At 44.4% G+C, this 22938-nt stretch carries 14 protein-coding genes and 1 tRNA gene; 10 read left to right on the top strand and 5 right to left on the bottom strand.

The annotated features are described in order from the left end of the window. Window positions 1-91 precede the first annotated feature (91 nt). From DUL71_RS16125 to DUL71_RS16110, 4 genes are read left to right on the top strand one after another with little or no spacing between them, the layout of a single operon-like run. Entirely contained in the window at window positions 92-3379 is a 3288-nt protein-coding gene (locus DUL71_RS16125) for a SusC/RagA family TonB-linked outer membrane protein (RefSeq protein ID WP_244228774.1), read from the top strand. A gap of 21 nt (window positions 3380-3400) precedes the next feature. Continuing rightward, a complete protein-coding gene (locus DUL71_RS16120; protein WP_114939055.1) occupies window positions 3401-5320 on the top strand; it encodes a RagB/SusD family nutrient uptake outer membrane protein in 1920 nt (639 codons plus the stop codon). Between the two features lie 51 nt (window positions 5321-5371). Further along, a complete protein-coding gene (locus DUL71_RS16115) occupies window positions 5372-6598 on the top strand; it encodes a DUF4959 domain-containing protein (protein ID WP_114939054.1) in 1227 nt (408 codons plus the stop codon). A 20-nt stretch (window positions 6599-6618) separates the two neighbouring features. After that, entirely contained in the window at window positions 6619-7830 is a 1212-nt protein-coding gene (locus tag DUL71_RS16110; protein WP_114939053.1) for a DUF5000 domain-containing lipoprotein, read from the top strand. A 237-nt stretch (window positions 7831-8067) separates the two neighbouring features. On the opposite strand, the gene DUL71_RS16105 is transcribed toward DUL71_RS16110, so the two are convergent. Together DUL71_RS16105 and DUL71_RS16100 are read right to left on the bottom strand one after the other, a co-directional pair. Next, window positions 8068-8598 (bottom strand): DUF6886 family protein, encoded by a 531-nt coding sequence (locus tag DUL71_RS16105; protein WP_114939052.1) that lies wholly within the window; start codon window positions 8596-8598, stop codon window positions 8068-8070. 203 nt (window positions 8599-8801) lie between these two features. Further along, window positions 8802-9698 (bottom strand): AraC family transcriptional regulator, encoded by an 897-nt coding sequence (locus DUL71_RS16100; RefSeq protein ID WP_114939051.1) that lies wholly within the window; start codon window positions 9696-9698, stop codon window positions 8802-8804. A gap of 229 nt (window positions 9699-9927) precedes the next feature. On the opposite strand from DUL71_RS16100, the gene DUL71_RS16095 reads away from it, so the two are divergent. The 5 genes from DUL71_RS16095 (at window position 9928) to DUL71_RS16075 (ending at window position 19961) form a co-directional block, all read left to right on the top strand. Then, on the top strand, window positions 9928-10962 hold the full coding sequence (locus DUL71_RS16095) for an aldose epimerase family protein (protein WP_208645570.1): 1035 nt from the start codon (window positions 9928-9930) through the stop codon (window positions 10960-10962). Further along, a complete protein-coding gene (locus tag DUL71_RS16090; protein ID WP_114939049.1) occupies window positions 10959-12920 on the top strand; it encodes a glycoside hydrolase family 97 protein in 1962 nt (653 codons plus the stop codon). Before DUL71_RS16095 ends, DUL71_RS16090 begins: the two co-directional genes overlap by 4 nt. Before the next feature lie 101 nt (window positions 12921-13021). Continuing rightward, window positions 13022-14380, top strand: coding sequence for a sugar porter family MFS transporter (locus tag DUL71_RS16085; protein WP_114939048.1), 1359 nt, complete (start codon window positions 13022-13024; stop codon window positions 14378-14380). Between the two features lie 14 nt (window positions 14381-14394). After that, a complete protein-coding gene (locus DUL71_RS16080) occupies window positions 14395-17733 on the top strand; it encodes a DUF5107 domain-containing protein (RefSeq protein ID WP_114939047.1) in 3339 nt (1112 codons plus the stop codon). A gap of 14 nt (window positions 17734-17747) precedes the next feature. Then, complete coding sequence (locus tag DUL71_RS16075) at window positions 17748-19961, top strand: alpha-galactosidase (protein WP_244228773.1); 2214 nt, start codon at window positions 17748-17750, stop codon at window positions 19959-19961. A gap of 332 nt (window positions 19962-20293) precedes the next feature. On the opposite strand, the gene DUL71_RS16070 is transcribed toward DUL71_RS16075, so the two are convergent. Beyond that, window positions 20294-21238, bottom strand: a complete 945-nt coding sequence (locus DUL71_RS16070) for a polysaccharide deacetylase family protein (RefSeq protein ID WP_114939045.1) — start codon at window positions 21236-21238, stop codon at window positions 20294-20296. A 4-nt stretch (window positions 21239-21242) separates the two neighbouring features. Then, window positions 21243-21638, bottom strand: a complete 396-nt coding sequence (locus DUL71_RS16065; protein WP_112572545.1) for a DoxX family protein — start codon at window positions 21636-21638, stop codon at window positions 21243-21245. A gap of 87 nt (window positions 21639-21725) precedes the next feature. Here DUL71_RS16065 and DUL71_RS16060 point away from each other — a divergent pair, with 87 nt between their 5' ends. After that, window positions 21726-22568: a helix-turn-helix domain-containing protein gene (locus DUL71_RS16060; protein WP_114939044.1), complete on the top strand. Its 843-nt coding sequence runs from the start codon at window positions 21726-21728 to the stop codon at window positions 22566-22568. A 37-nt stretch (window positions 22569-22605) separates the two neighbouring features. Here DUL71_RS16060 and DUL71_RS16055 read toward each other — a convergent pair. Further along, a tRNA-Arg gene (locus tag DUL71_RS16055) sits at window positions 22606-22677 on the bottom strand. Between the last annotated feature and the right edge of the window lie 261 nt (window positions 22678-22938).

Raw genomic sequence — 22938 nt, 5'->3', positions numbered from 1 at the left:
CCGACATAGGAATGTTATGGACTTAAACTAAGGGCAGGTTGAATTTTAAACCCGGCCAATAACCCTAAATACTTTATATGAACCCAATTTTATGAAACCATTTTACAATTATGATCAATTTCCGGTGAAGAGGGGCAGGCAGCAAAGCCATCTTTTTATTGGTCGGTTATTAATGCTTCTGATACTATCATGTTTTGTCATTAATGTGCATGCGCAAAACAAGATCACAGTTGTGGGGCAGGTAACCGACACCCTTGGCGTAAAAATACCCGGCGCCAACATTACTGCCGAAAATGTTAAAAACACAGGCACAACCTCCGATATAAACGGCCGGTTTGTGCTTGAAGTGCCGGCAGGTACCAGTCTTAAAATCTCGTTTGTTGGTTTTATCGATCAGCATATGGTGGTAACTTCAGATAATCAACATATCACCATCAGGCTTAAAGAACAAAAACTCCTGGCCGAAGAGGTAGTGGTAACGGCCTTTGGTAAAAAGGAACGTAAGGAAGCCTTGGTAGGTTCGGTTACCAGTATCAAGCCCGGCGAGTTAAAAATCCCGGCAAGTAACCTTACCAACGCGCTTGCAGGCCAGGCGGCAGGTATTATTGCTTATCAGCGCAGCGGCCAGCCCGGGCAGGATAACGCCTCGTTCTTTATTCGTGGCGTAACTACTTTTGGCTACAAACGCGATCCGTTAATCTTGATTGATAACGTTGAGCTATCAACCAATGACCTTGCCCGCTTAAACGTGGATGATATCGCCAGTTTTTCGATATTGAAAGATGCGAGTGCTACCGCCTTATATGGTGCACGTGGTGCAAACGGCGTAATTTTGGTTGCCACCAAAGAGGGTAAACAAGGCCCGGCCAAAGTAAACTTCCGTTCGGAGTTTTCTTCGTCGCAATCAACACAAACCCCACAACTGGTTGATCCTATCCAGTACATGAACCTGTATAACGAGGCATCGCTAACACGTGATCCTACGTTGCCGCTTCCCTTTCCTCAAACAAAAATTAATAATACTGTTAATACCATAAACCACACGCCGGGCAGTAACCCTTATGTTTATCCGGCGGTTGACTGGCTGGGGCTGTTATTCAAAAAGCAGGCTACCACACAGCGCAACGATTTAAGCGTTAGTGGCGGCGGTCCAACGGCACGTTATTATATTGCCGGTTCATATAATATTGATAACGGCGTTTTGCGCGAGGATATCCGCAATAACAATAACAACAACGTTAAGTTTAAAAACTACCAGTTGCGCTCAAACGTAAATGTTAACCTTACCAAAACTACCGAGGTTATAGTACGTTTATCGGGTACTTTCAGTGAGTATAACGGCCCGATTACTTCTGATGGTTCTTTCGCCTCCGATCTTTACAACGTGGCCATTCATACCAGCCCGGTTTTATTTCCTGCGTATTTTGAGCCCGATGCGGCTAATGCCAACGCTCAGCATATCTTGTTTGGTAACGTAGGTTTGGCATCAGGTACTACCAGTAACAGTATCCAGTACAATAACCCCTATGCTGCTTTACTAAGAGGTCACAAAAACTCGTCGGAGTCAAGGATGTCGGCCCAGTTTGAGTTAAACCAGGATTTGAAATTTATTACCGATGGTTTAAAGTTCAAGAGCATCTTCAACACCAACAGGTATTCGTACTTTGATTCACAACTGGCTTACTCGCCTTTTTATTACAACGTTGGCAGCTATGATAAGGATAGTAATAAATACACCCTAACCTGGCTTAACCCGCAGCCTACAGGCAACAACGTAGCAACCGAATATCTGAACTACAGCCGTAATGAGCCTAACGCCAATACGTTCTTTTACCTGCAAACCGCGCTGGAGTATAATAAGCCATTCGGCAAAGGGCACAATATCAGCTCAACGTTAATTGGTACAGCACAGCAAACGCTTTATTCAAGTGCCAAGGACCCAAAAACAAATACTACTACGCTGCCTTACTCATTGCCATATCGCAATTTAGGTTTGGCGGGCCGGTTAACTTACTCCTACCTGAGCAGGTATTTTATCGAAACTAACTTTGGTTATAACGGCTCGGAGCGTTTCTCGGCAAACCACCGTTATGGCTTTTTCCCAACCATCGGCGGCTCATGGGTGGTATCAAACGAGAAATTCTGGAACCCTAATATCCTTGATCGTTTAAAGATCAGGGCCAGCTATGGTTTAGTAGGTAATGATGCTATTGGCAATCAAAGGTTCTTCTACCAATCGGATGTTACTCTTAACGCAGGGCCTAACTATGCCCAGTTTGGTATCAATAACCAGTACGAGCGTAAAGGTGTGTTCATTAATAACTACGCCAATCCTGATGTTACCTGGGAAACGTCCAAACAAACCAATATCGCGGTTGAAGCCACTTTCCTGAAAAACTTCAACATAGTGGCGGAGTTTTATCGTAACAACCGCTATAACATTTTGCAGGAGCGTACCAACACTCCAACCAGCGAAGGTTTGGAATCAACAACCAGTGCCAACTTAGGCAAGGTAAATTCAAAAGGTGTTGATTTGTCGCTGGATTATAAGCAGAGCTTCAGCAATGGTGCATGGGCATCTATCCGGGGTAACTTCACCTATTCAACCAACAGGTATAAATATATTGAAGAGCCGGATTATAAAGAGCCCTGGAGGCATTTTATTGGTCAGCCTATAAGTCGTGGCTATGGGTACATTGCCGAGCGTTTATTCGTTGACGATCAGGAAGCCCGCAACTCGCCCACACAGATCTTCAGCGCTAACGGTACCAACGGTATCCTGCCACAGGGCGGTGACATCAAATATCGCGATTTGAACGGCGACGGTAAGATAGATTACCTTGACCAGGCCTTTTTAGGCTATCCGCAAACACCCGAAATTGTTTATGGTTTCGGTTTCTCAACCGGATTTAAAGGGTTTGATCTTTCAGCGTTTTTCCAGGGCCAGGCAAGGGTATCATTCTTTATCGATCCAAACAAGGTTAGTCCTTTCATCCCAAGTAATGATCCCTATATCTACGGAAATACCCAGGTACTACAGGCTTTTGCCGATAGTCACTGGAGCGAAGAACACCAGGACCTGTACGCCTTGTATCCGCGCCTTGGTACTACTTCAACCACGGTGCTTAATAACCTGCAGCCAAGTACCTGGTGGTTGCGCGATGGCAGCTTTATGAGGCTTAAATCGGTGGAGTTGGGTTATACACTGCCAAAAAGCATATCAAAAGCAATGCACCTTACTAATTGCCGCATTTACTTCAACGGCCTTAACCTGCTTACCTGGAGCCCCTTCAAAATGTGGGACCCTGAGCAGGGTGGTAACGGCTTTGCTTATCCGATACAGAAAGTGTTTAACCTGGGCTTAAACGTGAATTTATAACCGTTAACGGATTTTAGAGAGATGAAAAATATAAGATCATATTATAAAATTGTGATGCTGGCCGCTTTGGTTACCATGGGCCAGTCATGCAAAAAGTACCTGGATATTACTCCTGATAATGTGGCCACGATAGACTATACCTTCCGGAACCGTAACGAAGCGGAAGATTACCTGTTTACCTGCTACTCCACCATGCAGCATTTAAATGATGTGGTGAACAATCCGGGTTTTGTGTATTCATCTGAGATCGTGTACCCTAACACGCTGAACGATCATTACTTTAACGAGGCCGGTTTTAACCTGATCCGCGGCTTGCAAAGCAACTCGAACGTGAGCCTTAACTACTGGGATGGGGCTAACGGTGGTCTGGCAATTTTCCAGGCTTTGAGGAGATGTAATATCATGCTTGAGAACATCGATAAACCTATCGACCTGAGCGCATCTGAAAAGAAAAGGTGGATTGCCGAAACCAAATTCCTGAAGGCATACTATCATTATTACCTTATCAGGATGTACGGCCCAATGCTGCTCATTAAAGAAAACTTCCCGATCAACGCATCGGCAGAAGAGGTAAAACGTAAGCGCTCATCAGTTGATGAAGGTTTTGATTACGTGGTGTCATTGCTTGATGAGGCAATTCCAGATCTGCCGCCGGTTATTGATAATCAGGCTACGGAATTTGGCCGCATTACCAAATTTATAGCGCTATCGGTTAAAGCCGAGATTCTGACTACAGCTGCAAGTCCGCTGTTTAATGGTAACCCTGACTATGCAGGTTTTAAAGATCATGACGGCAAAAGTCTTTTTTCTGCAACTTATGACGCGGGCAAATGGCAAAAAGCTGCCGATGCCTGCAAGGCTGCTATTACCGAGTGCGAGGCGCAGGGGCTTAAGTTATATACCACACCGCCAACAGTAGGTGTAGGTAATGTATCAGATAAGCTGAAGAAAGTTTTAACCCTGCAAAATGATATCACCGAAAAATGGGAGCAAAACCCCGAGCTGATCTGGGCACTGAACTATGGTTTTACTTACCAGAACTTCACCATCCCGAGGATGACTTCGGCAGCCGTAGGCCTGGCTTCTACAAATCCGGGTACTTTCGCGGTGCCTATCCAGACAGCCGATCTGTTTTATACCGATAAAGGTGTGCCGATTAATGAGGATAAAACCTGGGATTATACTAACCGTAATTCGACACAAATGGGCGATGATTCAAGCGCGCCGCTGATCATGAGTGGTTATGAAACTGCCAAAGCCCACTTTAACCGCGAGCTAAGGTTTTATGCTGATATCGGTTTTGATGGCGGTATCTGGTTTGGTAATGGCAAACGCGACGAAAGTACTGCTTATTACGTGCAGGCCCGCGGTCCGTACGCGTTGGCCGGCCCTAAAAGTATCAGCGCTACCAACATCACGGGTTACTGGCCTAAAAAGCTGGCAAATTACCTGTCGGTTTATGATAACATCTTTACTACCGAAAATTATCGCTTGCCGGTAATGCGCTTGTCGGGTTTATACCTGCTGTACGCCGAAGCTTTGAACGAAGTACAGGGCCCAACTGCAGAGGTTTACTCGTATATAGATAAGGTTCGTGCAAGGGCCGGTTTAGATGGTGTGCAAGCCTCTTGGAGCAACTACTCAAAAAATCCATCCAAGCCAAACTCTAAAGATGGCTTAAGGGCCATCATTCACCAGGAACGCCGGATTGAGCTTTGTTTTGAAGCGCAAAGCGGCTGGGACCTTCGCCGCTGGAAAGAACTGCAGGATGTGTTAAGCAAGCCAATACAGGGATGGAATATTTACGAAGGAACAGCGGCCAATTATTATCGCCCGCAAACCATTATTCAGCCGGTATTTGGTATTAAAGATTATTTATGGCCTATCAGTACCAACGACCTGATAGTGAACAATAACCTTACCCAAAACCCTTACTGGTAGGATCATCCTGTTTTTTGAAAGATTAGATAATTTAATATAGAGATATAAATTATGAAAAAGATTAATAACCGCAGATGGCTTACCGGTTTAATACTTATCCCGGTTTTGCTCATCATGCTCATCGTTTCCTGTAAAAAGAGCGAATCGAACATCGAGGTGGTATCCAACGATACTACCAAGCCCGGCGTAGTAACCAACGTAAAGGTCGAGAACCTGAACGGCGCGGCAAGGCTTACCTATACGCTGCCAAACTCTAAAAACCTGTTGTACGTTTTGGCCAGCTATAATATTAACGATAAAACAACAAGGGAAACCAAGGCCAGCTACTATACCGATACTATTACGGTTGATGGTTTTGCAAGGGCCAAAGAGTATGAAGTTACGTTGTATGCGGTGAGCAGAGCCAATATTAAATCAGATCCGGTGGTGATAAAGGTTAGCCCTAAAACGCCCAACTATTTGCTGATCAATGATAACCTGGATATTACTCCCGATTTTGGCGGTGCAAATTTCTTTGGCTTAAACCCTAACAAAGTGCCGATTGCCGTGCATGTGCTCTCGTTAAATGATAAAACCAATAAATATGACGAGCAGGATCCGCAGTACATCAATACCGATTCCGTAAATTTTTCGGTTCGTGGATACGATGCCACGCCTAAAAAGTTTGGTGTGTATACTACCGATAGGTTTGGCAATGTGTCGGACACGGTGTATAAAACCCTTACGCCGCTGTTTGAAACCCTGCTGGATAAAAGCAAGTTTTACACTTATCACCTGGATAGCGATAGCCCTATTGGTTACGGCTGGGAGTTTAAATACCTGTTTGACGGCAACACCGGCGAACCCGGCTGGCATACACTAAGCGCACCTACCAAACAGGGCACCTTTGCCCTGGGCGTGAATGCCAAGCTGAGCCGTTTTGTTTTGTGGGAGAGGTTAAGCGGCGTATTCGGCTATCAAAATATCAGGCAGCTAACACTCTGGGGCACCAGCAGCGATGCACCTAAAGACTCTGTGTTGCCTAAAAACTCGGCTCAGGGTACTGTATCCGGTGACTGGGTTAACCTGGGAAACTTTACTTATCCTAACCCGCCATCGGGCTTACCGCCAAATCAGGCTAACGCTTCCGACATCGCTTTTGTGGCTGCCGGTGTTAATTTCAAGATTGGCATTAACGCGCCTGCAACCAAATTTATCAGGTTGGAGTGTACACAAACCTGGGGCGGTTTGGATTATGTGAACGCGCTGGAGATTTCACTATATGGCAACCCATTGTAATACCATTAAAAATTAAAGACATGAAGATCAGATATAGTATAGCTGCTTTCTTTCTGGCGAGTATTGCAATATTTGCCTGTAAAAAGTACGATAATGATTATAAGGGCTTTTTAAATAACCATGAGGTAACATATCCGGGTTTGGCCACTAAAGTTAGCTTTCATCCGGGTAATTTAAGGGCGGTGCTGGTTTGGCACCCAAGCCCCGATCCAAGTATTAAAAATTATAAAATTACCTGGAACAACGCCACCGACTCGGTAATTGTTGATGCCTCAAGCCATAGCCCTGCCGACTCGATCAGTATATCAATCCCTAATTTGAAGGAGTATGTGTACAGCTTCAGGCTGGTAGCACGTGACAATGCCGGCAATACCTCGGTAGGTCAGGATATTAATAACGTGCGTGTTTATGGCCCGGCTTACCAGTCGGCATTATTAAACCGCTCGTACAATACGGCTAATCCTTTCCTGGTAAATGATAATGGTTCGGTAAGGTTGTTTTTTATTAAGGCTGATACCGGTAACGTGTCAACTACTATTAAATACACCAATACGGCCGGAGCCGAGGCAACAAAAGAGCTTAGCGCGGATAGTACCGGCATAACCCTAACCGATCTTAAACTTGGAACAGCTATCCAGTATCGCTCATCATACAAGCCAACGCCCGATGCTGTTGACGTTTTCAATGCTCCGGCTTTCGATGATTTTCCTAAGATCTATGGGATAGTGGAGTGTGATAAGTCGTTGTTTAAACCATATAACCTGCCAACCGATATTCCGTCGGCCTATGGTTGGGAAACATATTACCTGTGGGATAAGAGCACCAATGAACCGGGTTTCCATACACCGGGAACAAGCATGCCGCAATGGTTTACATTTGATATGGGGCAACAGGCGTCGCTGGCTAAAATGAAGATCTGGCAACGTACTTCGGCCTTGTACAATTATGGTAATCCTAAGCGGTTCGAGATCTACGGTAGTAACAGTCCATCTGCCGATGGTAGTTACAACAGTTGGACAAAACTGGCAAGCTTTACCTCGGTTAAGCCATCGGGCTTACCGACAGGGCAAACCACCCAGGCCGATGCCGACTTTGCAGCCGCCGGTGAGCCGTTCACTTTCCCTGCTGATCTGCCTGCTTACCGTTACATCAGGTTCAAGGTTCTGGAAACCTGGGGCGGAACAAATTATTTCCACCTCATAGAACTAACGATGTACAAAGTGGATAAATAAAAACTTGGTTTGGTTTAATAATGGCAAATTCCCGTTGTTTCAATTGAAGCAGCGGGATTTGTAGTTTTTGGGGGATACGGTGGCTTTATAAAGAATGTCATTTCGAGTGAGCGAGGAAGGCATGAGCGTTGGGGCGAAAGAGAAATCTTATGCGCCGAGCAGGCCGATTAGCATAACCACTCAACAAGGCGTATAAGATTTCTCACTCGTTCCTCGTTTCGAAATGACAATTTTTTATTACGTATCCTTTTTCGCGTTCCGCATCCTGATTAGTGAAAACTGCAGGCTGGAATTACGGATAGCCGCCGCAATATCTATTAACGACGGCATAAACCGCAGTTCGATATTCCTGCTTAATAAGGCCGCCATAATATCATCAATAACCGTAACCGCTATCGGCAAAGCCGGTTTATAGGATACATAATAGCCCGCGCACTCATCTATCAGCATAAAATCGTCGGGAGCAAATTCGTAGCGAAATAGGATAGTTTCCTTTATCTGTTGATACCAACCATTTTCAACAGCAATAACATAATGAGCTGTTGTGTTGCCCATAAACTGGTTTTTATCATTGTCAGTTGCGTTTTTACCTGCGTAAAATGTTACCCTCGGGCAATCGCGGGGCAACAAGTAGTTATGTAGTAGTTGATCGATGATGGCAAAAACAACATCGCCGGTAACATTATCAAAATGTGATGGGGAAGGGCGGGGAGTAAATATGCTGATGCCTGGCTGTTCGCTGATATGAAAAAGGCGGGGTTGGGGCATGGTTAAAAATGAATTTTGCTGTAGAGATGCATAATTGCGTCTTTCGATTGCAAGTTACGTTAGAATTATAAACTTGCAAGACGACTCATCCTGCGGGAGACGCAAATATGCGTCTCTACAAAAAAAGGAATTCATTGCCGTCGGTTTTAACCGACGGGGAAAAGATAATCGGTCAACCGGCTTTAGCCAAAATCTCCCGGCAACTACCGCTTATGCGTTTTCCGATACTTAGACGGTGACATGCCAATCAGCTTAGTAAACAACCTCGAAAAATAATACGGATCATCAAAACCCAGATCTGAGCAGATCTCCTTGATACTTCTGTCGGTAAAATATAAATATTGGCATGAGGCCTGGATCTTGAGCAGGTTAAAATAGTTAATGGGCGATGATCCGGTTTTCTGTTTAAATAGCCGCAAATAATGCGATGCCGAAATACCTTGCTGCTTAGCCAAATGCATTACCTCAAACTTTTTGCTGATATGCTTTTTCATGTAAGCGATGGAGTTGCTCACAAAATCATTATCATAATCAACCGGGTTGGTTTGTTTGTAATACACCAATGAGGAGATGAAGCTGAGCAGGTTAATGTTCACGATTTCCATTTCCTTTTCATGATAGCTATGTTCGAGTACAGCATAGATTTGCTCGTACAGTTTGATCCGGCTGCTATCGTACGGAACGGATTGCACTGCTGGCTGCCCGTTTTCAAGCGAGCGCTCATATATCAGTTGTGAGTTTAAACCGCTGAAATGTATCCAGTAGATACTCCAGGGATTAGTTTCGGAGCTTTTGTAACGATGGGCAACGTTACGCGGAATGATGAAAAAAGTATTGGGTTTAAGCACATGGTCCTGGCCACCCAAATAAACATAGCCTTCTCCATCTATGCAATAAAGCAGGATATATTCGCTGCTGCCCGTGCGGCGCTCGCGGTCATGATAGGCCGCTTTGGGATAATAGCCTATAGCGGTAAGGTAAAAGCCTTTGATCAAAGCATTGTTGGTGATTGATTTTTTAATGTTTGGCGGCAATACGATCATTTTTTGACCTATAAAGCCCTCTTTGATCCGCTTTTTGGGTTCGGCTACGGCACTCATAACATTACAGCATAATTGGTGTTTAAAGGTATTTATTTTTTTGATCAATACAAGTTTTCAAAAACGATGTATTGATGATAGGATTATCCATCACTTTTTGAAAAATATCCATTTTTTTAACCGCCGTTTCATAGTAGGTTTACCAAAACCAATTAGGGACTAAAACAGGTAGTTACCTGCCCAACTACAAGTAAATACATGAAGCATCAATTTAAATATCAATATGCACGTGGCTGTTAAAACTTCATCCCGGTTATGGGGGCAGGTTAACGGCGCCGATGTTTTCCTTTTCAGGATAGAAAACGAAAGCGGGGCTTACGTTGAACTTACCAACTACGGTGCAGCCATTGTATCGGTTGTGGTGCCTGACAGGGAACAACAATTTGAGAACGTGGTAGTGGGTTTTCCAGACCTGGATGGATATTTGAATGATACCTGTTACATAGGCTCAACCATAGGCCGTTACGCCAACCGCATCACTAATGCCCGCTTTAAACTGGATAATAAGATCTGTTATTTAGATACCAATGATGGCAAAAACTCCAACCATGCGGGCAACAGCGGTTTTAATTACAGGGTGTTTGCTGCTGAAACAATTGATAATGGCGTGGTGATGACGCTTCGTAGTCCGGATGGAGATGGTGGTTATCCCGGTGCATTGGAGCTTGGGGTTATTTACACCTGGAGCGCTGATAATGAACTGCTGATCCATTACAAAGCTACCGCCGATAAAAACACTATAGCTAATTTTACCAATCACGCTTACTTTAACCTCTCGGCATTTAAAAGCAAAATCTATAACCACAAGCTTACCATGTTATCGGATAATATTGTGGATTCGTATGAAGATTATACGCCGAGCGGGGCCATTATACCTGCCAAACAAAAGGCTTTTAATAATAATAAGCTGAGTGATAAATTTAAGATAGATGAAAGTCGGGTTGAAGGACTTAACCTGTTTTATATCATCAACAAAGAAGCCGGAGAGCGGGCCCTAACCAATGCCGCGCTGTTAATTGATGAGGCATCGGGCCGCAGCCTTGAAGTTTATACCGATTATCCCGGCGTATTCCTTTACACCGGCGATTATTTAAACAGTACCTCGCCAACCCATACCGGTAATCCTGCAAAACCATTCGACGCGCTTTGCCTCGAATGCCAGCACTACCCGGATAGCATTAACCATCCTAATTTTCCGCAGGCCATTTTACAGGTGGGCGATGTTTACGATCAAAGCATTTTATACAAGTTTGGTACTATATGAAAAAAACTACCCTGATATTTTTTTTACTATCTGCTTTTAGCCTTTGTGGTTCGGCACAAAGCTATACGGTTAAATCGCCTGATAATAACCTGAAACTGGAACTTAAGGTAAATGACAGCATTAGCTATGCCTTGAGCTACAAAAACAATCAGCTGATCTCGCCATCGGCTATTGGCGTTAAACTGGATAAAATTATCCTTGGCACGAATGGCAAAGTATTAAGCGCTAAACCATCAACAGTAAATAAAACAATCCGCCCGTTGTATGGAAAAGCTGCTGTGCTTACCGATAACTATAATGAACTGACCATCAGTTTTGCAGGAAATTATAAATTGCTTATCCGCGCTTATAATGAAGGTGTGGCCTATCGTTTTGTTACCGATTCAAAAGATTCGGTTAAAGTAATGAGCGAACAGGCTGGCTTCAACCTGAAAGGAAATCCCGGTGCAACTATTGCAGAAACAGATAATTATACGGCCTGGGAGCTGGCTTATAACCAATACAAATCTATCGGCGAAATAAAGGAAGATAAACACGCCATTACTCCGGCTTTGTACGCTTATAACAACGGCGTAAAACTGGTTATTGCAGAGGCTGATCTGTTTGATTATCCGGGTATGTACGTTAAAAAGCGAAACGGCAATATGATTGGGGAGTGGGCTGGTTATCCCGCGACTACCAAAATGGGTAGCTGGGGCGATTTTGTATCGGTAGTAACCTCCCGCGAAAACTACATTGCTAAAGAACCCGGTAAAAAAGAGTATCCATGGCGGGTTATCATCGCGACTGATGATGATAAAACTTTGCTGAATAATCAGCTGATCTACAAGTTATCGAAACCCTCGGTATTGGAAAACGCAGCCTGGATAAAACCGGGAAAAGCAGCATGGGAGTGGTGGCATGACGCCATTTTGCCCGGCGCGCCAATCCCATCGGGTATGGAAAACCGAAGCACGCAATTGTATAATTTCTATACCGATTTCGCGGCCAAAAATCACCTGGAATACATGATGATTGATGCCGGCTGGAGCGATAATTATGATGTTAAAAAGCGTTTGCAAAAAACAGATATCCGCGCGGTAATTCAGCATGCTAATGAAAAGCATGTAGGCATTTTTGTTTGGTGCGTGGCTGCGCCGCTATTGAAAGATCTGGATGCAAATCTTGATTATCTGAAAGAAATTGGCGCGGTAGGTATTAAGGTTGATTTTTTTGACCGTGACGATCAGCAAGCCATCAAATGGCTTCAGTTAATTGCCGAAGCTGCTGCCAAACGTCACCTGATGGTTGATTTTCATGGCTGTTCAAAACCTACCGGTTTACAGCGCACCTATCCAAATATTGTTAATTACGAGGCCGTACGCGGGCAGGAATGTTCAAAGTGGGATTTTACAACCAACCCGGTACATCATACTACGTTCCCTTTTATCCGGATGCTGGGCGGTCCGCTGGATTACACACCGGGCTCTATGCGCAATAAATCAAAAGATAGTTTTAAGCCGATAGCCGAGGGATTACCTTCAACCCAGGGCACCCGCTGCCATGAGCTGGCCATGTTTGTGGTGTTTGATCAGCCGTTGGCTGTATTTTGCGATTCGCCTACCGAGTATGAAAAGTACCCGGATATCGAACAATATTTATCAGCCGTGCCAACTGTTTTTGACGAAACAAAACCGCTTGATGCAAAAGTTGGCGAATACATCGCGATAGCAAAAAAGAAAGGTAGCGACTGGTATGTTGGCGCTATGACCAACTGGGATGCCAGGGATATCAATGTTGATTTCTCTTTCCTGCCTGCAGGCGTTAATTACACTGCCGATTTGTACGCTGATGCAACCGACGCGGATAAAAATGCCGAGAAATATGAGCATAAAACCATCACCGTTAACCGCTCAACTAAACTGAACCTGAAACTTGCACCAGGTGGCGGCGCGGTTGTGCATTTGCACGGGAAGTAAGGTAAAAGGATAAAGGTGAAAGGTAGGAAAACGGAACGCTTTAAGTAACCGATGCTAATTAAGTAAATTTATAAAGAGAAGAAGAAGCTAACCAATAACAAATGATCACTGATTTAAAAAAAGAAGTTAAGTTTAACAGCAGCTACATTATAGGGATTTCCTTTATTTCGGCGCTGGGCGGCTACCTGTTCGGTTTTGATTTTGCCGTAATATCGGGCGCGTTGCCGTTCCTTCGCAAAGAGTTCGCGCTTGATCCGCTTTGGGAGGGTTTCCTTACCGGGTCGCTGGCACTGGGTTGTATTGTGGGCTGTATCATTGCCGGTAGTATTGCCGAAAAATTTGGCCGTAAGCCGGGGTTGATGCTTGCCGCGTTCATCTTCGCGGTATCATCATTGGCTATTTCATTTTCAACATGGCTCGCTTACTTTATCACCATGCGTTTTGCCGCTGGTATTGGCGTAGGGATGGCATCGATGCTGTGCCCCATGTACATTGCCGAGATTTCGCCGGCCAAGGTGCGCGGGCGAAACGTAGCCATTAATCAGCTTACGGTAGTATTGGGCATCCTGATCACCAACCTGTGCAATTACTTTTTGGCCAATGCCGGTGATAACGCCTGGCGCTGGATGTTTGGCTTAGGCACCGTACCGGCACTTGTTTTTATGCTGGGTGTATTATTTCTGCCCGAAAGCCCGAGATGGCTCATGAAAGTTGGCAGGCATGATGATGCCGAAAAAGTACTTTACAAAATAGGTTCCGAAGAATTTGTTACCTCCACGCAGGAAGCTATCCAAAAATCACTGAAGGGAGCAACAAGCAAAGAGTCATACCGTGCTGTATTTGAAAAAGCTGTTCGCCCTGCTGTGCTGATTGGCATCACCCTCGCTGTATTTCAACAATTTTGTGGTATCAACGTGGTGTTCAATTATACCTCAACCATTTTCGCTTCGGTGGGCTCAAGCCTTAACCAGCAATTGTTTGAAACCGTTTCTATCGGTATAGTTAACCTGGTATTTACGCTCCTGGCTATGTGGCAGGTTGATAAACTCGGTCGTAAGCCGTTGATGCTCATTGGCTCCTTAGGGCTTTCGATATTTTATATTGTCCTGGCTTACCTGCTACAAAACCATTTATCGGCCAAATTGGTATCTGTATTTGTACTGCTTGCCATCAGCACCTATGCGCTTTCGCTTGCACCTATTACCTGGGTACTTATTGCCGAAATCTTCCCTAATAAAATTCGCAGCGCTGCATCAACAGTAGCCATTGTATCGTTATGGGGCGCCTATTTTATACTGGTGTTTACCTTCCCGATCCTGGCTAAGGTATTGGGTACTTACGGGCCCTTTTATATGTACGCCGGGATATGCTTTTTAGGCTTCGTGTTTGTATTGAAGAAGGTAAAAGAAACCAAAGGTCAGACCCTTGAAGAGTTAGAAGAAAATTTAATAAGACATTAATAATTATAAGCTACATGAATAATTTGTATGTAAATGTTTGGGAAGAGAAAGTAATCATCCCAACCTACGGTATAGGCAAGCCTGATAAAAACCCCATGTTTTTTGAAAAGCGTGTTTACCAGGGCAGCAGTGGCAAGGTGTATCCAAACCCTGTTATCGAAAAAATTTACGACGAAAAAGAAGATAAAGAATACACAGGTTTGTACCTGGAGAATAAATATCTCAAAGTGCTGATCCTGCCCGAGCTTGGCGGCCGTATCCAAATGGCTTATGACAAGATCAAGGACCGTCATTTCATTTATTACAACCAGGTAATTAAGCCTGCGCTGGTAGGCTTAACCGGTCCGTGGATTTCAGGCGGCATCGAGTTTAACTGGCCTCAGCACCATCGCCCAAGTACGTTTGAGCCGGTTGATTATAAAACTGAAGAAAACGCCGATGGCAGCAAAACCGTTTGGGTTAACGAGGTAGAGCGCATGTTTCATACCAAAGGCATGGCCGGTTTTACGTTGCATCCTGATAAGGCATACATCGAAATAAAAGCTAAACTTTATAACCGGTCTGCCTTGCCGCAAACTTTTTTATGGTGGGCTAACCCGGCAGTAAAGGTTAATGACGATTACCAGTCGGTCTTTCCACCGGATGTGAACGCGGTTTTTGACCACGGTAAGCGCGATGTATCAACTTTCCCGATAGCTACAGGTACATATTACAAGGTTGATTATTCGCCTGGTACGGATATCTCGAGGTATAAAAATATCCCGGTGCCAACATCGTACATGGCTATCAACTCTAATTATGATTTTGTGGGTGGATATGAGCATGATTCGCAGGCAGGCTTACTGCACGTAGCCAATCACCACGTATCGCCAGGCAAAAAACAGTGGACCTGGGGGCATAGCGATTTCGGTGTAGCCTGGGACAGGAACCTGACCGATGAAGACGGCCCCTACATTGAGCTTATGACAGGTATGTTTACTGATAATCAGCCCGATTTTACCTGGTTAATGCCGCACGAGGAAAAGCATTTTACCCAATACTTTATGCCATACCGCGAACTTGGTGTAATTAAAAATGCTACAAAAGATATCCTGCTGGCGCTTGACTACGCTGAAGGTAAGCTATTATTAAAAGTTTACGTAACCGGTGAGCAAAACAACCTGAATATCAAACTACAGCACGATGGGAAGGTATTGCTAAGTGAGCAGGTTTGCATTGTACCTGAACAGGTTTATACCCGCGAGATAGTCATTAAAGATATCAATGAGAACTTATTATTGCTTACCGTACACTCGGCAGCAGGCAAAGAATTGATTAAGTATGATGCAGCAAGCAATAAACTCAACAACATCCCGGAAGCGGCCAAACCAGCCCTGTTACCTGCCGATGTAGAAAATAACGAGCAGTTGTTTTTAACCGCTCAGCATTTGGAGCAGTATCGTCATGCTACTTATAGCCCGGTACCATATTATGAAGAAGCTTTACGCCGCGACGCAAAGGATATCCGGAATAACAATGCTTTAGGTTTATGGTACCTGCGCCGTGGGCAGTTTGCTAAAAGCGAACCCTATTTCCGCAAGGCAGTTGAAACCATTACGCAGCGTAATCCTAACCCTTATGATAGCGAGTGCTATTACAATTTAGGACTGGCCTTGAAATTCCTGGGTAAAAAGGATGAGGCTTACAAATCTTTCTATAAAGCTACCTGGAGCAACGCCTGGAAAGATAGTGGGTATTTTTCGGTAGCCCAGATTGACCTGGAAAATGGTGACTATGAACTGGCGCTTGACCATTCGTTATCGTCACTGGATAGAAATGCCAATAACAGCAAGGCTTATGTTTTACGTTCGGCGGCTTTCCGCAAGTTGGGACGTTTTGAAGAAGCTGTTGAGGTAGCCACCACAGCTATAAAAAGGGACGCGTTTAACTTAGGTGCTTTGTTTGAGCTGGTTTATGCTTACAAGGCTTTGGGTAATGAAGAAAAAGCCATGAACAGCCTTAACGAACTATCCAAACTGTCACGAGGTTACTACCAAAATTACATTGAGTATTCGCTTGATTATGCTAACGCGGGCCTGTACCAGGAAGCTGCCGATTTGCTTATTTATGCGGTAAATGATGACGCTACCGGCCCTATGGTATATTATTACCTTGGCTACTTTGCTTGCCAGTTAGGTAATAACGAACAGGCATCCGGTTATTTCAAACAGGCATCTGCCGCTGATTCATATTTATGTTTTCCCGACAGGCTGGAAGATATCAGTGTGCTAAAACTGGCTGCTGCTTTAACTCCTACCGATGCCAAAGCGTCATATTACTTAGGCAACTTGTTTTATGATAAACTGCAGTATGACGATGCCATTGCCGCCTGGGAAACGTCGGCACAATTGGATGATACTTTCCCAACCGTGTTCAGGAATTTGGGTATAGCTTATTACAATAAGCGCAATGACCCGGCTAAAGCCCTGGCTTGTTTTGAAAAGGCTTTTGCCCTCGATACCACCGATGCCCGGATCCTGATGGAGCTTGATCAGCTTTATAAAAAACTGAACCATGCGGCCGATTCACGCCTGCAATTTGTTGAAGCCAACCTGGAAACCGCCAAGCTACGTGACGATGTTTATTTAGAGCGGGCCACCCTATACAATTTCTTAGGTGAGCATCAAACGGCGTTTGAACAAGTGATGCAAAGAACATTCCACCCCTGGGAGGGAGGCGAAGGCAAAGCATCCGGTCAGTATGTTGCGGCGCTGGTTGAATTGGCTAAACAAAACATCCGCGATGGTAAATATAATGAGGCCGTTGAGCAGTTAACGCAGGCACAAACTTACCCGCATAATTTAGGCGAGGGCAAGCTGTTCGGCACGCAGGAAAATGATATCTTTTATTGGTTAGGCAGGGCTTATGAAGGCCTGCAGGAAACGGAGCACGCAAAGGCTTATTTTGAGCGAGCAGCGGTAGGTTTGGAAGACCCGACGGCGGCTGTTTTTTATAACGATCAACAGCCTGATAAGATCTTTTATCAGGGTTTAGCTAAAAAATGTCTGGGTGACAGTACATCAGCAGAGCGTATCTTCAAGAAACTGCTTAATTATGGTATTAAGCACATGGATGATAACGTAAAAATTGATTACTTTGCCGTCTCGCTGCCAAATTTGCTCATTTTTGAAGATGATCTGCAGGTAAGGAACCGCGTGCATTGCCACTTTTTACAGGGACTGGGATACCTCGGTTTACATGATTTTGAGCAGGCACAAAAGGCCTTTACCGAGGTTCTGAAACTTGATGCCGGGCACTATGGCGCGAGGATACATCAAAACATGATAAACCAAATTACCGAAGTAGCCGGTTAAACCAAAATTCACACGTGAGAACTACTCAAAGAAAAACTTTACCGCTGGGCCTGCTTTTCGCAGGCTCAATGCTGTTGGCCGGAAGGGCGGCAGCACAGGATGTAACCATTCCTGTTGAAACCCAGCACAACGCGCTGGTATTACAAACCGATGCCGAGAAACATCTGAACATGGTGTACCTGGGTGCAAAGCTTGCTAACGCGGCCGAGTACAGCAGCATCCGCAAAATGTATAAACAAGCTGATGATTCGGGTGTACAGAATGATGTTTATACGCCATCAGGATCGGCAAGTTTGGGCGAGCCTGCTATTACCGTTACCCATGCCGATGGTAATAAATCACTGAACCTTGCTTATGTGAGCCACACGGTGAGCAAGGTGAGCGATGATGTTTCACTATTGGTTGTTACCCTGAAAGATCCTGCTTATGATTTTGAGGTAAAACTATACTACAAAACATACTTTAAAGAAGATGTGACCGAACAATGGTCGGTTATTAAGCACAACGAGAAAGGTGTTGTTACGCTTAACAAATACGCATCGGCCAATTTAAACCTGAAGGGCAATACCACCGGCGGTTTCTGGCTTAAACAATATCATGGCAACTGGGCTATGGAAGTTCAGCCGGAAGAGGCCCGTTTAACCCACGGTATTAAAACCATCGACAGTAAACTGGGTACCCGTGCCAATTTGTACGAGCATTCCATGTTCGCGATATCGATGGATAAGCCTGCTACAGAAGACGAAGGCAAAGTGCTTTATGGCGCTATGGAATGGTCGGGCAATTTCAGGGTGGATTTTGAATTGGATGTAGCCAACAACCTGAAAATTATTGCGGGCATTAACAACGCCGCTTCTGAGTATCATTTAAAGCCGGGCGTTGAATTTACTACGCCAGCTTTCCTGTACACTTACTCCGACCATGGAAAAGGCGATGCCAGCCGTAAACTGCAAAGCTGGGCTCGTCAATACAAAATTGTTGATGGTAACGGCTCAAGGCTTACACTGTTGAACAATTGGGAGTCTACCTATTTTGATTTTAACGAGAGCAAACTTGCCGGTTTGTTAAAGGATACCAAAAAATTAGGTGTCGACCTGTTTTTATTGGACGACGGCTGGTTTGGTAACAGCCATCCGCGCAATGGAGATAATGCCGGTTTAGGCGATTGGCAGGAGAATAAACAAAAGCTGCCTAACGGAATCAGCTCATTGGTAAAAGAAGCGCAGGCTAACGGTGTAAAATTCGGGATTTGGATTGAGCCGGAGATGGTTAACCCGGCCAGCGATTTGTACAAAGCTCATCCTGATTGGGTGATTAAACAACCAAACCGCCCTGAAAAATATTTCAGGAACCAGTTGGTACTTGATTTGGCCAACCCTAAAGTACAGGATTTTGTATTTGGTGTGGTTGATAACCTGTTTACCAAAAATCCAGATCTGGCTTACATCAAGTGGGATTGTAACGCGGTTATCTACAACGCGTACTCGGCATACCTGAAAAAAGACCAGTCGCATATTTATGTTGACTATGTGAACGGCTTGTACAATGTATTGAAACGTGTTCGTGCTAAATATCCTAAAGTGCCTTTGATGCTTTGCTCAGGCGGCGGCGGTCGTGTGGATTATGGAGCATTGCAATATTTTACCGAGTACTGGCCAAGTGATAATACCGATCCGTTGGAGCGCGTATTTATTCAGTGGGAGTATTCGTTCTTTTACCCGGCTATCACCAGCTCAAACCACGTAACCGATTGGGGCAAGCAGCCTATTAAATACCGTGTGGATGTGGCTATGATGGGTAAAATGGGTTTTGATATTGTTATCGGCAAACTAAGCGAAAATGATCTGAGCTTCTGCCAGTCGGCCCTTAAAAACTACGATGGTCTGAAAGATGCGATCTGGCATGGCGATCAGTACCGTTTAGCCTCGCCATGGGATAACGATGCTGCATCTATCATGTATGTAAATACTGATAAATCAAAAGCGGTTATGTTCAATTACCTGGTGAATAATCGTTATGGCTCAGGTACCAAAGTTCCGGTACGTTTAAAAGGCCTCGACCCTAACAAAAAATACCGTGTAAAAGAGATTAACCTTTACCCGGGCACAGGTTCGGTATTAGGTAATGAGGATTTAACCTTTACCGGCGATTTCCTGATGAACGTAGGTATCAACCCGGAAACTAATACTTACCACACCAGCGTGGTATTGCAGTTGGAGGCAATCTAATTGAAATAATTCTGATAAAACGAGTAAAGGCTGCCTCACAGGGCAGCCTTTACTCGTTTTATAGCTATTTAGCAAAACAAAGGTTTTTTATCCCTTTTTGAGAGTTTCAGTGTGTGTACAACTTTTCCCTTCTGATTCCCCGTAGGGGATACCTATTTGTAGCAAAAAGGCAATAGTTCTTTTGCCTCGTAGAGGCTACCCTTTCAACGGTGCAATGTAGCCGCTTTGTCCGGGGTAGCACCTACCGGCGCAAAGGATTATTTTAAAAGCTCTTTCTACAAACAGGTAGCGCCTATGGCGCATAACCTCAAGAGGATATACTTATTTTACTATTACTCCCTTATCGTTGTTTTATCCTCCAAAGCCATTTTTGCGATCTCATCTTTGCGTTTAAAGCTTACGCCTTTATGTTGCTGCATGTATTTGATCAGGTCGTTGGCGGCTTTAACCATTTGTGGGGTGCCTCCAATACGATCATGGAAGCTGATAGACATTTGGCGGCGTTTAAACTCAGCTTCGGCATAAAGCTGGTCAAACTCCATTTTTACCTGGTTTAGGAACTGATCAATAGAGAAGTTTTTTCCTTCAATAAGTACAATATCATTGTTGCGCAGGGTATATGGCACCACCACAAAATCTTTGTTATTTACCGGGATGATAAAAGGCTCATCGCGGCTCAGGTCGTCAATATGGTATACAAAACCAAGCTCCTGTAATATTTTCAGCGTGTTTTCGCCGCGGCGCAGCCAGTTGGCATTGTAGCCCACCGGGGTAAAGCCGGTTACTTTTTCAATGGCATCGGCACCGTCTTTTATAAATTGTTTTTCCTGCTCGTAAGGCATGGTATATTGTGTAGCCCAGTTCATACCATGTGCGGCTGCTTCGTGCCCGCGGTCTACAATTTCTTTAGCCAGGGCCGGGTTTTTCAACACTGCTGAGCCAACCATGTGCGAGGTTACTTTTACGCCCAGTTTATCCCAATTGTCCAGCATGCGGGGGATACCTTCTTTATAACCATACTGAAACCAGGTTGCGCCCGGCAAATCGATATAGCCTTTTTGCATATTTTGAGGAAATGGGCTTTCGGCGTTATCCGGCTGACCGCCCGCTTCAAACTGCATGGATACAGAAACCACCAATCTTGAGCCATCGGCCCATTTTGAGGTGTTAACGTTATTGGAAGCCTGGTGTTCTTTAGCAGATACCAAATTACTGCCTACAAGACCGGCCAAACCCAGTAGGCCGCCTTGTTTCATAAATTCTCTTCTTGAGCTCATGATTTTATTTATTGAAGAAAAGTTTATCTAATGAATAAGTGTTATTTGCTGCAAACTGAAGTAATACAGCAAAAAAAGCAGCGTGGATCAGTTGTGAGGGAAGGATCTCCCAGTTCTCGATCATACAGCTGCCAAATATTAATATGATCATTACCAGGCCACCGCCAATTAAGGCAGGTTTGGTAAATAAGCCTGATATCAGTAATAACCCTATAGTAAATTCGGCGATGGGAAGCAGGTAACTGAATGGTGTTACCATGGCTTTAGGCAGCATTGATTTTTCAAAAGTGCCAACCATCCAGTTGCTGAAACCATGAAGTTTAGGTAAGCGAACCAAACCGTGACCAAACATGCTGGCTCCGATGGCCAGTCTTAAAAGTAAAAAAGATGTAGTGTTCATTTTCGTTTTGTTTTGATATGTCAAAGTTCCGCATTATCAGGCCCCTGGCGTTGTACATTTCAGGGTATCATATGTAACTTTACAGGTATGGAGATCAAAAACCTTTACCGCCCGTATGAGTTGGAGCTGCTTGAAACCAACCAGTATACAGCCAAGCCGCACCGCAATACCTTTTTTGAAATGGTTTTTACGTTGGAGGGGAAGGGGATCCAGATCATTAACGGGCACGAATTGCCTTATTCCTCTAATAAGTTTTTTCTGATTTTTCCTGAAGACCAGCACGGTTTTGAAGTGCATGAGCTTACAAGGTTTTACTTCATCCGTTTTACCGATAGCTACCTCAAAACACAAAGCGAAAAGTGGGTTAAAAAAATGGAATACATTTTTCATAACCATAACCATTTGCCGGGTTGCATTTTAAAAACCGTTACCGATAAGCCACTGGTGAGAGCACTGATTGAAGCTTTACAACGGGAAACATCAAACGAGTTTCCGCAGCATAATGAGGTGGTGGAGCAATTGATGAATACCATTATTACTATTGCCGCCCGCAACATCACCCTGCAGCAGCATGCCGATATCATTAAACAGCCATCAACAACCACCTTGCCGCTGCTTAATTACATCCACGAATATATTTACCAGCCCGACCGCTTAAAGGCCGAATGCATAGCCTCGTCGTTTAACTTTTCGCCCAACTATATCAGTGAATACTTTAAGAAAACCACCGGCGAAAGTTTGCAGCAATACATCACCAACTATAAACTCAAACTAATAGAAACCCGCCTGCAATACACCGATAAACGAATGAGCGAAATAGCCTACGAATTTGGTTTTACCGATGAAAGCCACCTCAACCGGATCTTTAAAAAGTACAAAGGGGAAAATCCGACCGCGTTTAGGAAAAGGTATGCGGAGGTGAATGGATAAAAACAAAAAGGGACTTACAAGCTGTAAATCCCTTTTGTGCTCCCGACGAGATTCGAACTCATATCGATGGTACCGGAAACCATAATTCTATCCATTGAACTACGGAAGCATATAGGGGCAAAGATATAAAATTGATTTAATCCAAAAGCATTGTTTAATACATTAAAAGCGGCGTAAAACAAAAAGCGTCATTGCGAGGAACGAAGCAATCCCCGACTTCAGAGCGGCTAAGTAAATCCCCCTGTACAGTTCGCGATTGCTTCGTGCCTCGCAATGACGAGATGAAGATTCTGTTCGTTTCAAGAAGCTATTTCTCGGTAATCATCCATCTTTAATAATCAAAAATCTCACTAAACTGATTTAGGTAATC

Origin of the sequence: Mucilaginibacter endophyticus (assembly GCF_003351025.1) — a bacterium.
GTDB lineage: Bacteria > Bacteroidota > Bacteroidia > Sphingobacteriales > Sphingobacteriaceae > Mucilaginibacter > Mucilaginibacter endophyticus.
This window is presented reverse-complemented; position numbering and strand designations above follow the sequence as displayed.

Excerpts from the sequence above, each read along its gene's own strand:
- DUL71_RS16125 (WP_244228774.1), top strand. The coding sequence starts at position 92 with ATGAAACCATTTTACAATTATGATCAATTTCCGGTGAAGAGGGGCAGG.
- DUL71_RS16120 (WP_114939055.1), top strand. The coding sequence starts at position 3,401 with ATGAAAAATATAAGATCATATTATAAAATTGTGATGCTGGCCGCTTTG.
- DUL71_RS16115 (WP_114939054.1), top strand. The coding sequence starts at position 5,372 with ATGAAAAAGATTAATAACCGCAGATGGCTTACCGGTTTAATACTTATC.
- DUL71_RS16110 (WP_114939053.1), top strand. The coding sequence starts at position 6,619 with ATGAAGATCAGATATAGTATAGCTGCTTTCTTTCTGGCGAGTATTGCA.
- DUL71_RS16105 (WP_114939052.1), bottom strand. The coding sequence starts at position 8,598 with ATGCCCCAACCCCGCCTTTTTCATATCAGCGAACAGCCAGGCATCAGC.
- DUL71_RS16100 (WP_114939051.1), bottom strand. The coding sequence starts at position 9,698 with ATGAGTGCCGTAGCCGAACCCAAAAAGCGGATCAAAGAGGGCTTTATA.
- DUL71_RS16090 (WP_114939049.1), top strand. The coding sequence starts at position 10,959 with ATGAAAAAAACTACCCTGATATTTTTTTTACTATCTGCTTTTAGCCTT.
- DUL71_RS16085 (WP_114939048.1), top strand. The coding sequence starts at position 13,022 with ATGATCACTGATTTAAAAAAAGAAGTTAAGTTTAACAGCAGCTACATT.
- DUL71_RS16080 (WP_114939047.1), top strand. The coding sequence starts at position 14,395 with ATGAATAATTTGTATGTAAATGTTTGGGAAGAGAAAGTAATCATCCCA.
- DUL71_RS16070 (WP_114939045.1), bottom strand. The coding sequence starts at position 21,238 with ATGAGCTCAAGAAGAGAATTTATGAAACAAGGCGGCCTACTGGGTTTG.
- DUL71_RS16065 (WP_112572545.1), bottom strand. The coding sequence starts at position 21,638 with ATGAACACTACATCTTTTTTACTTTTAAGACTGGCCATCGGAGCCAGC.
- DUL71_RS16060 (WP_114939044.1), top strand. The coding sequence starts at position 21,726 with ATGGAGATCAAAAACCTTTACCGCCCGTATGAGTTGGAGCTGCTTGAA.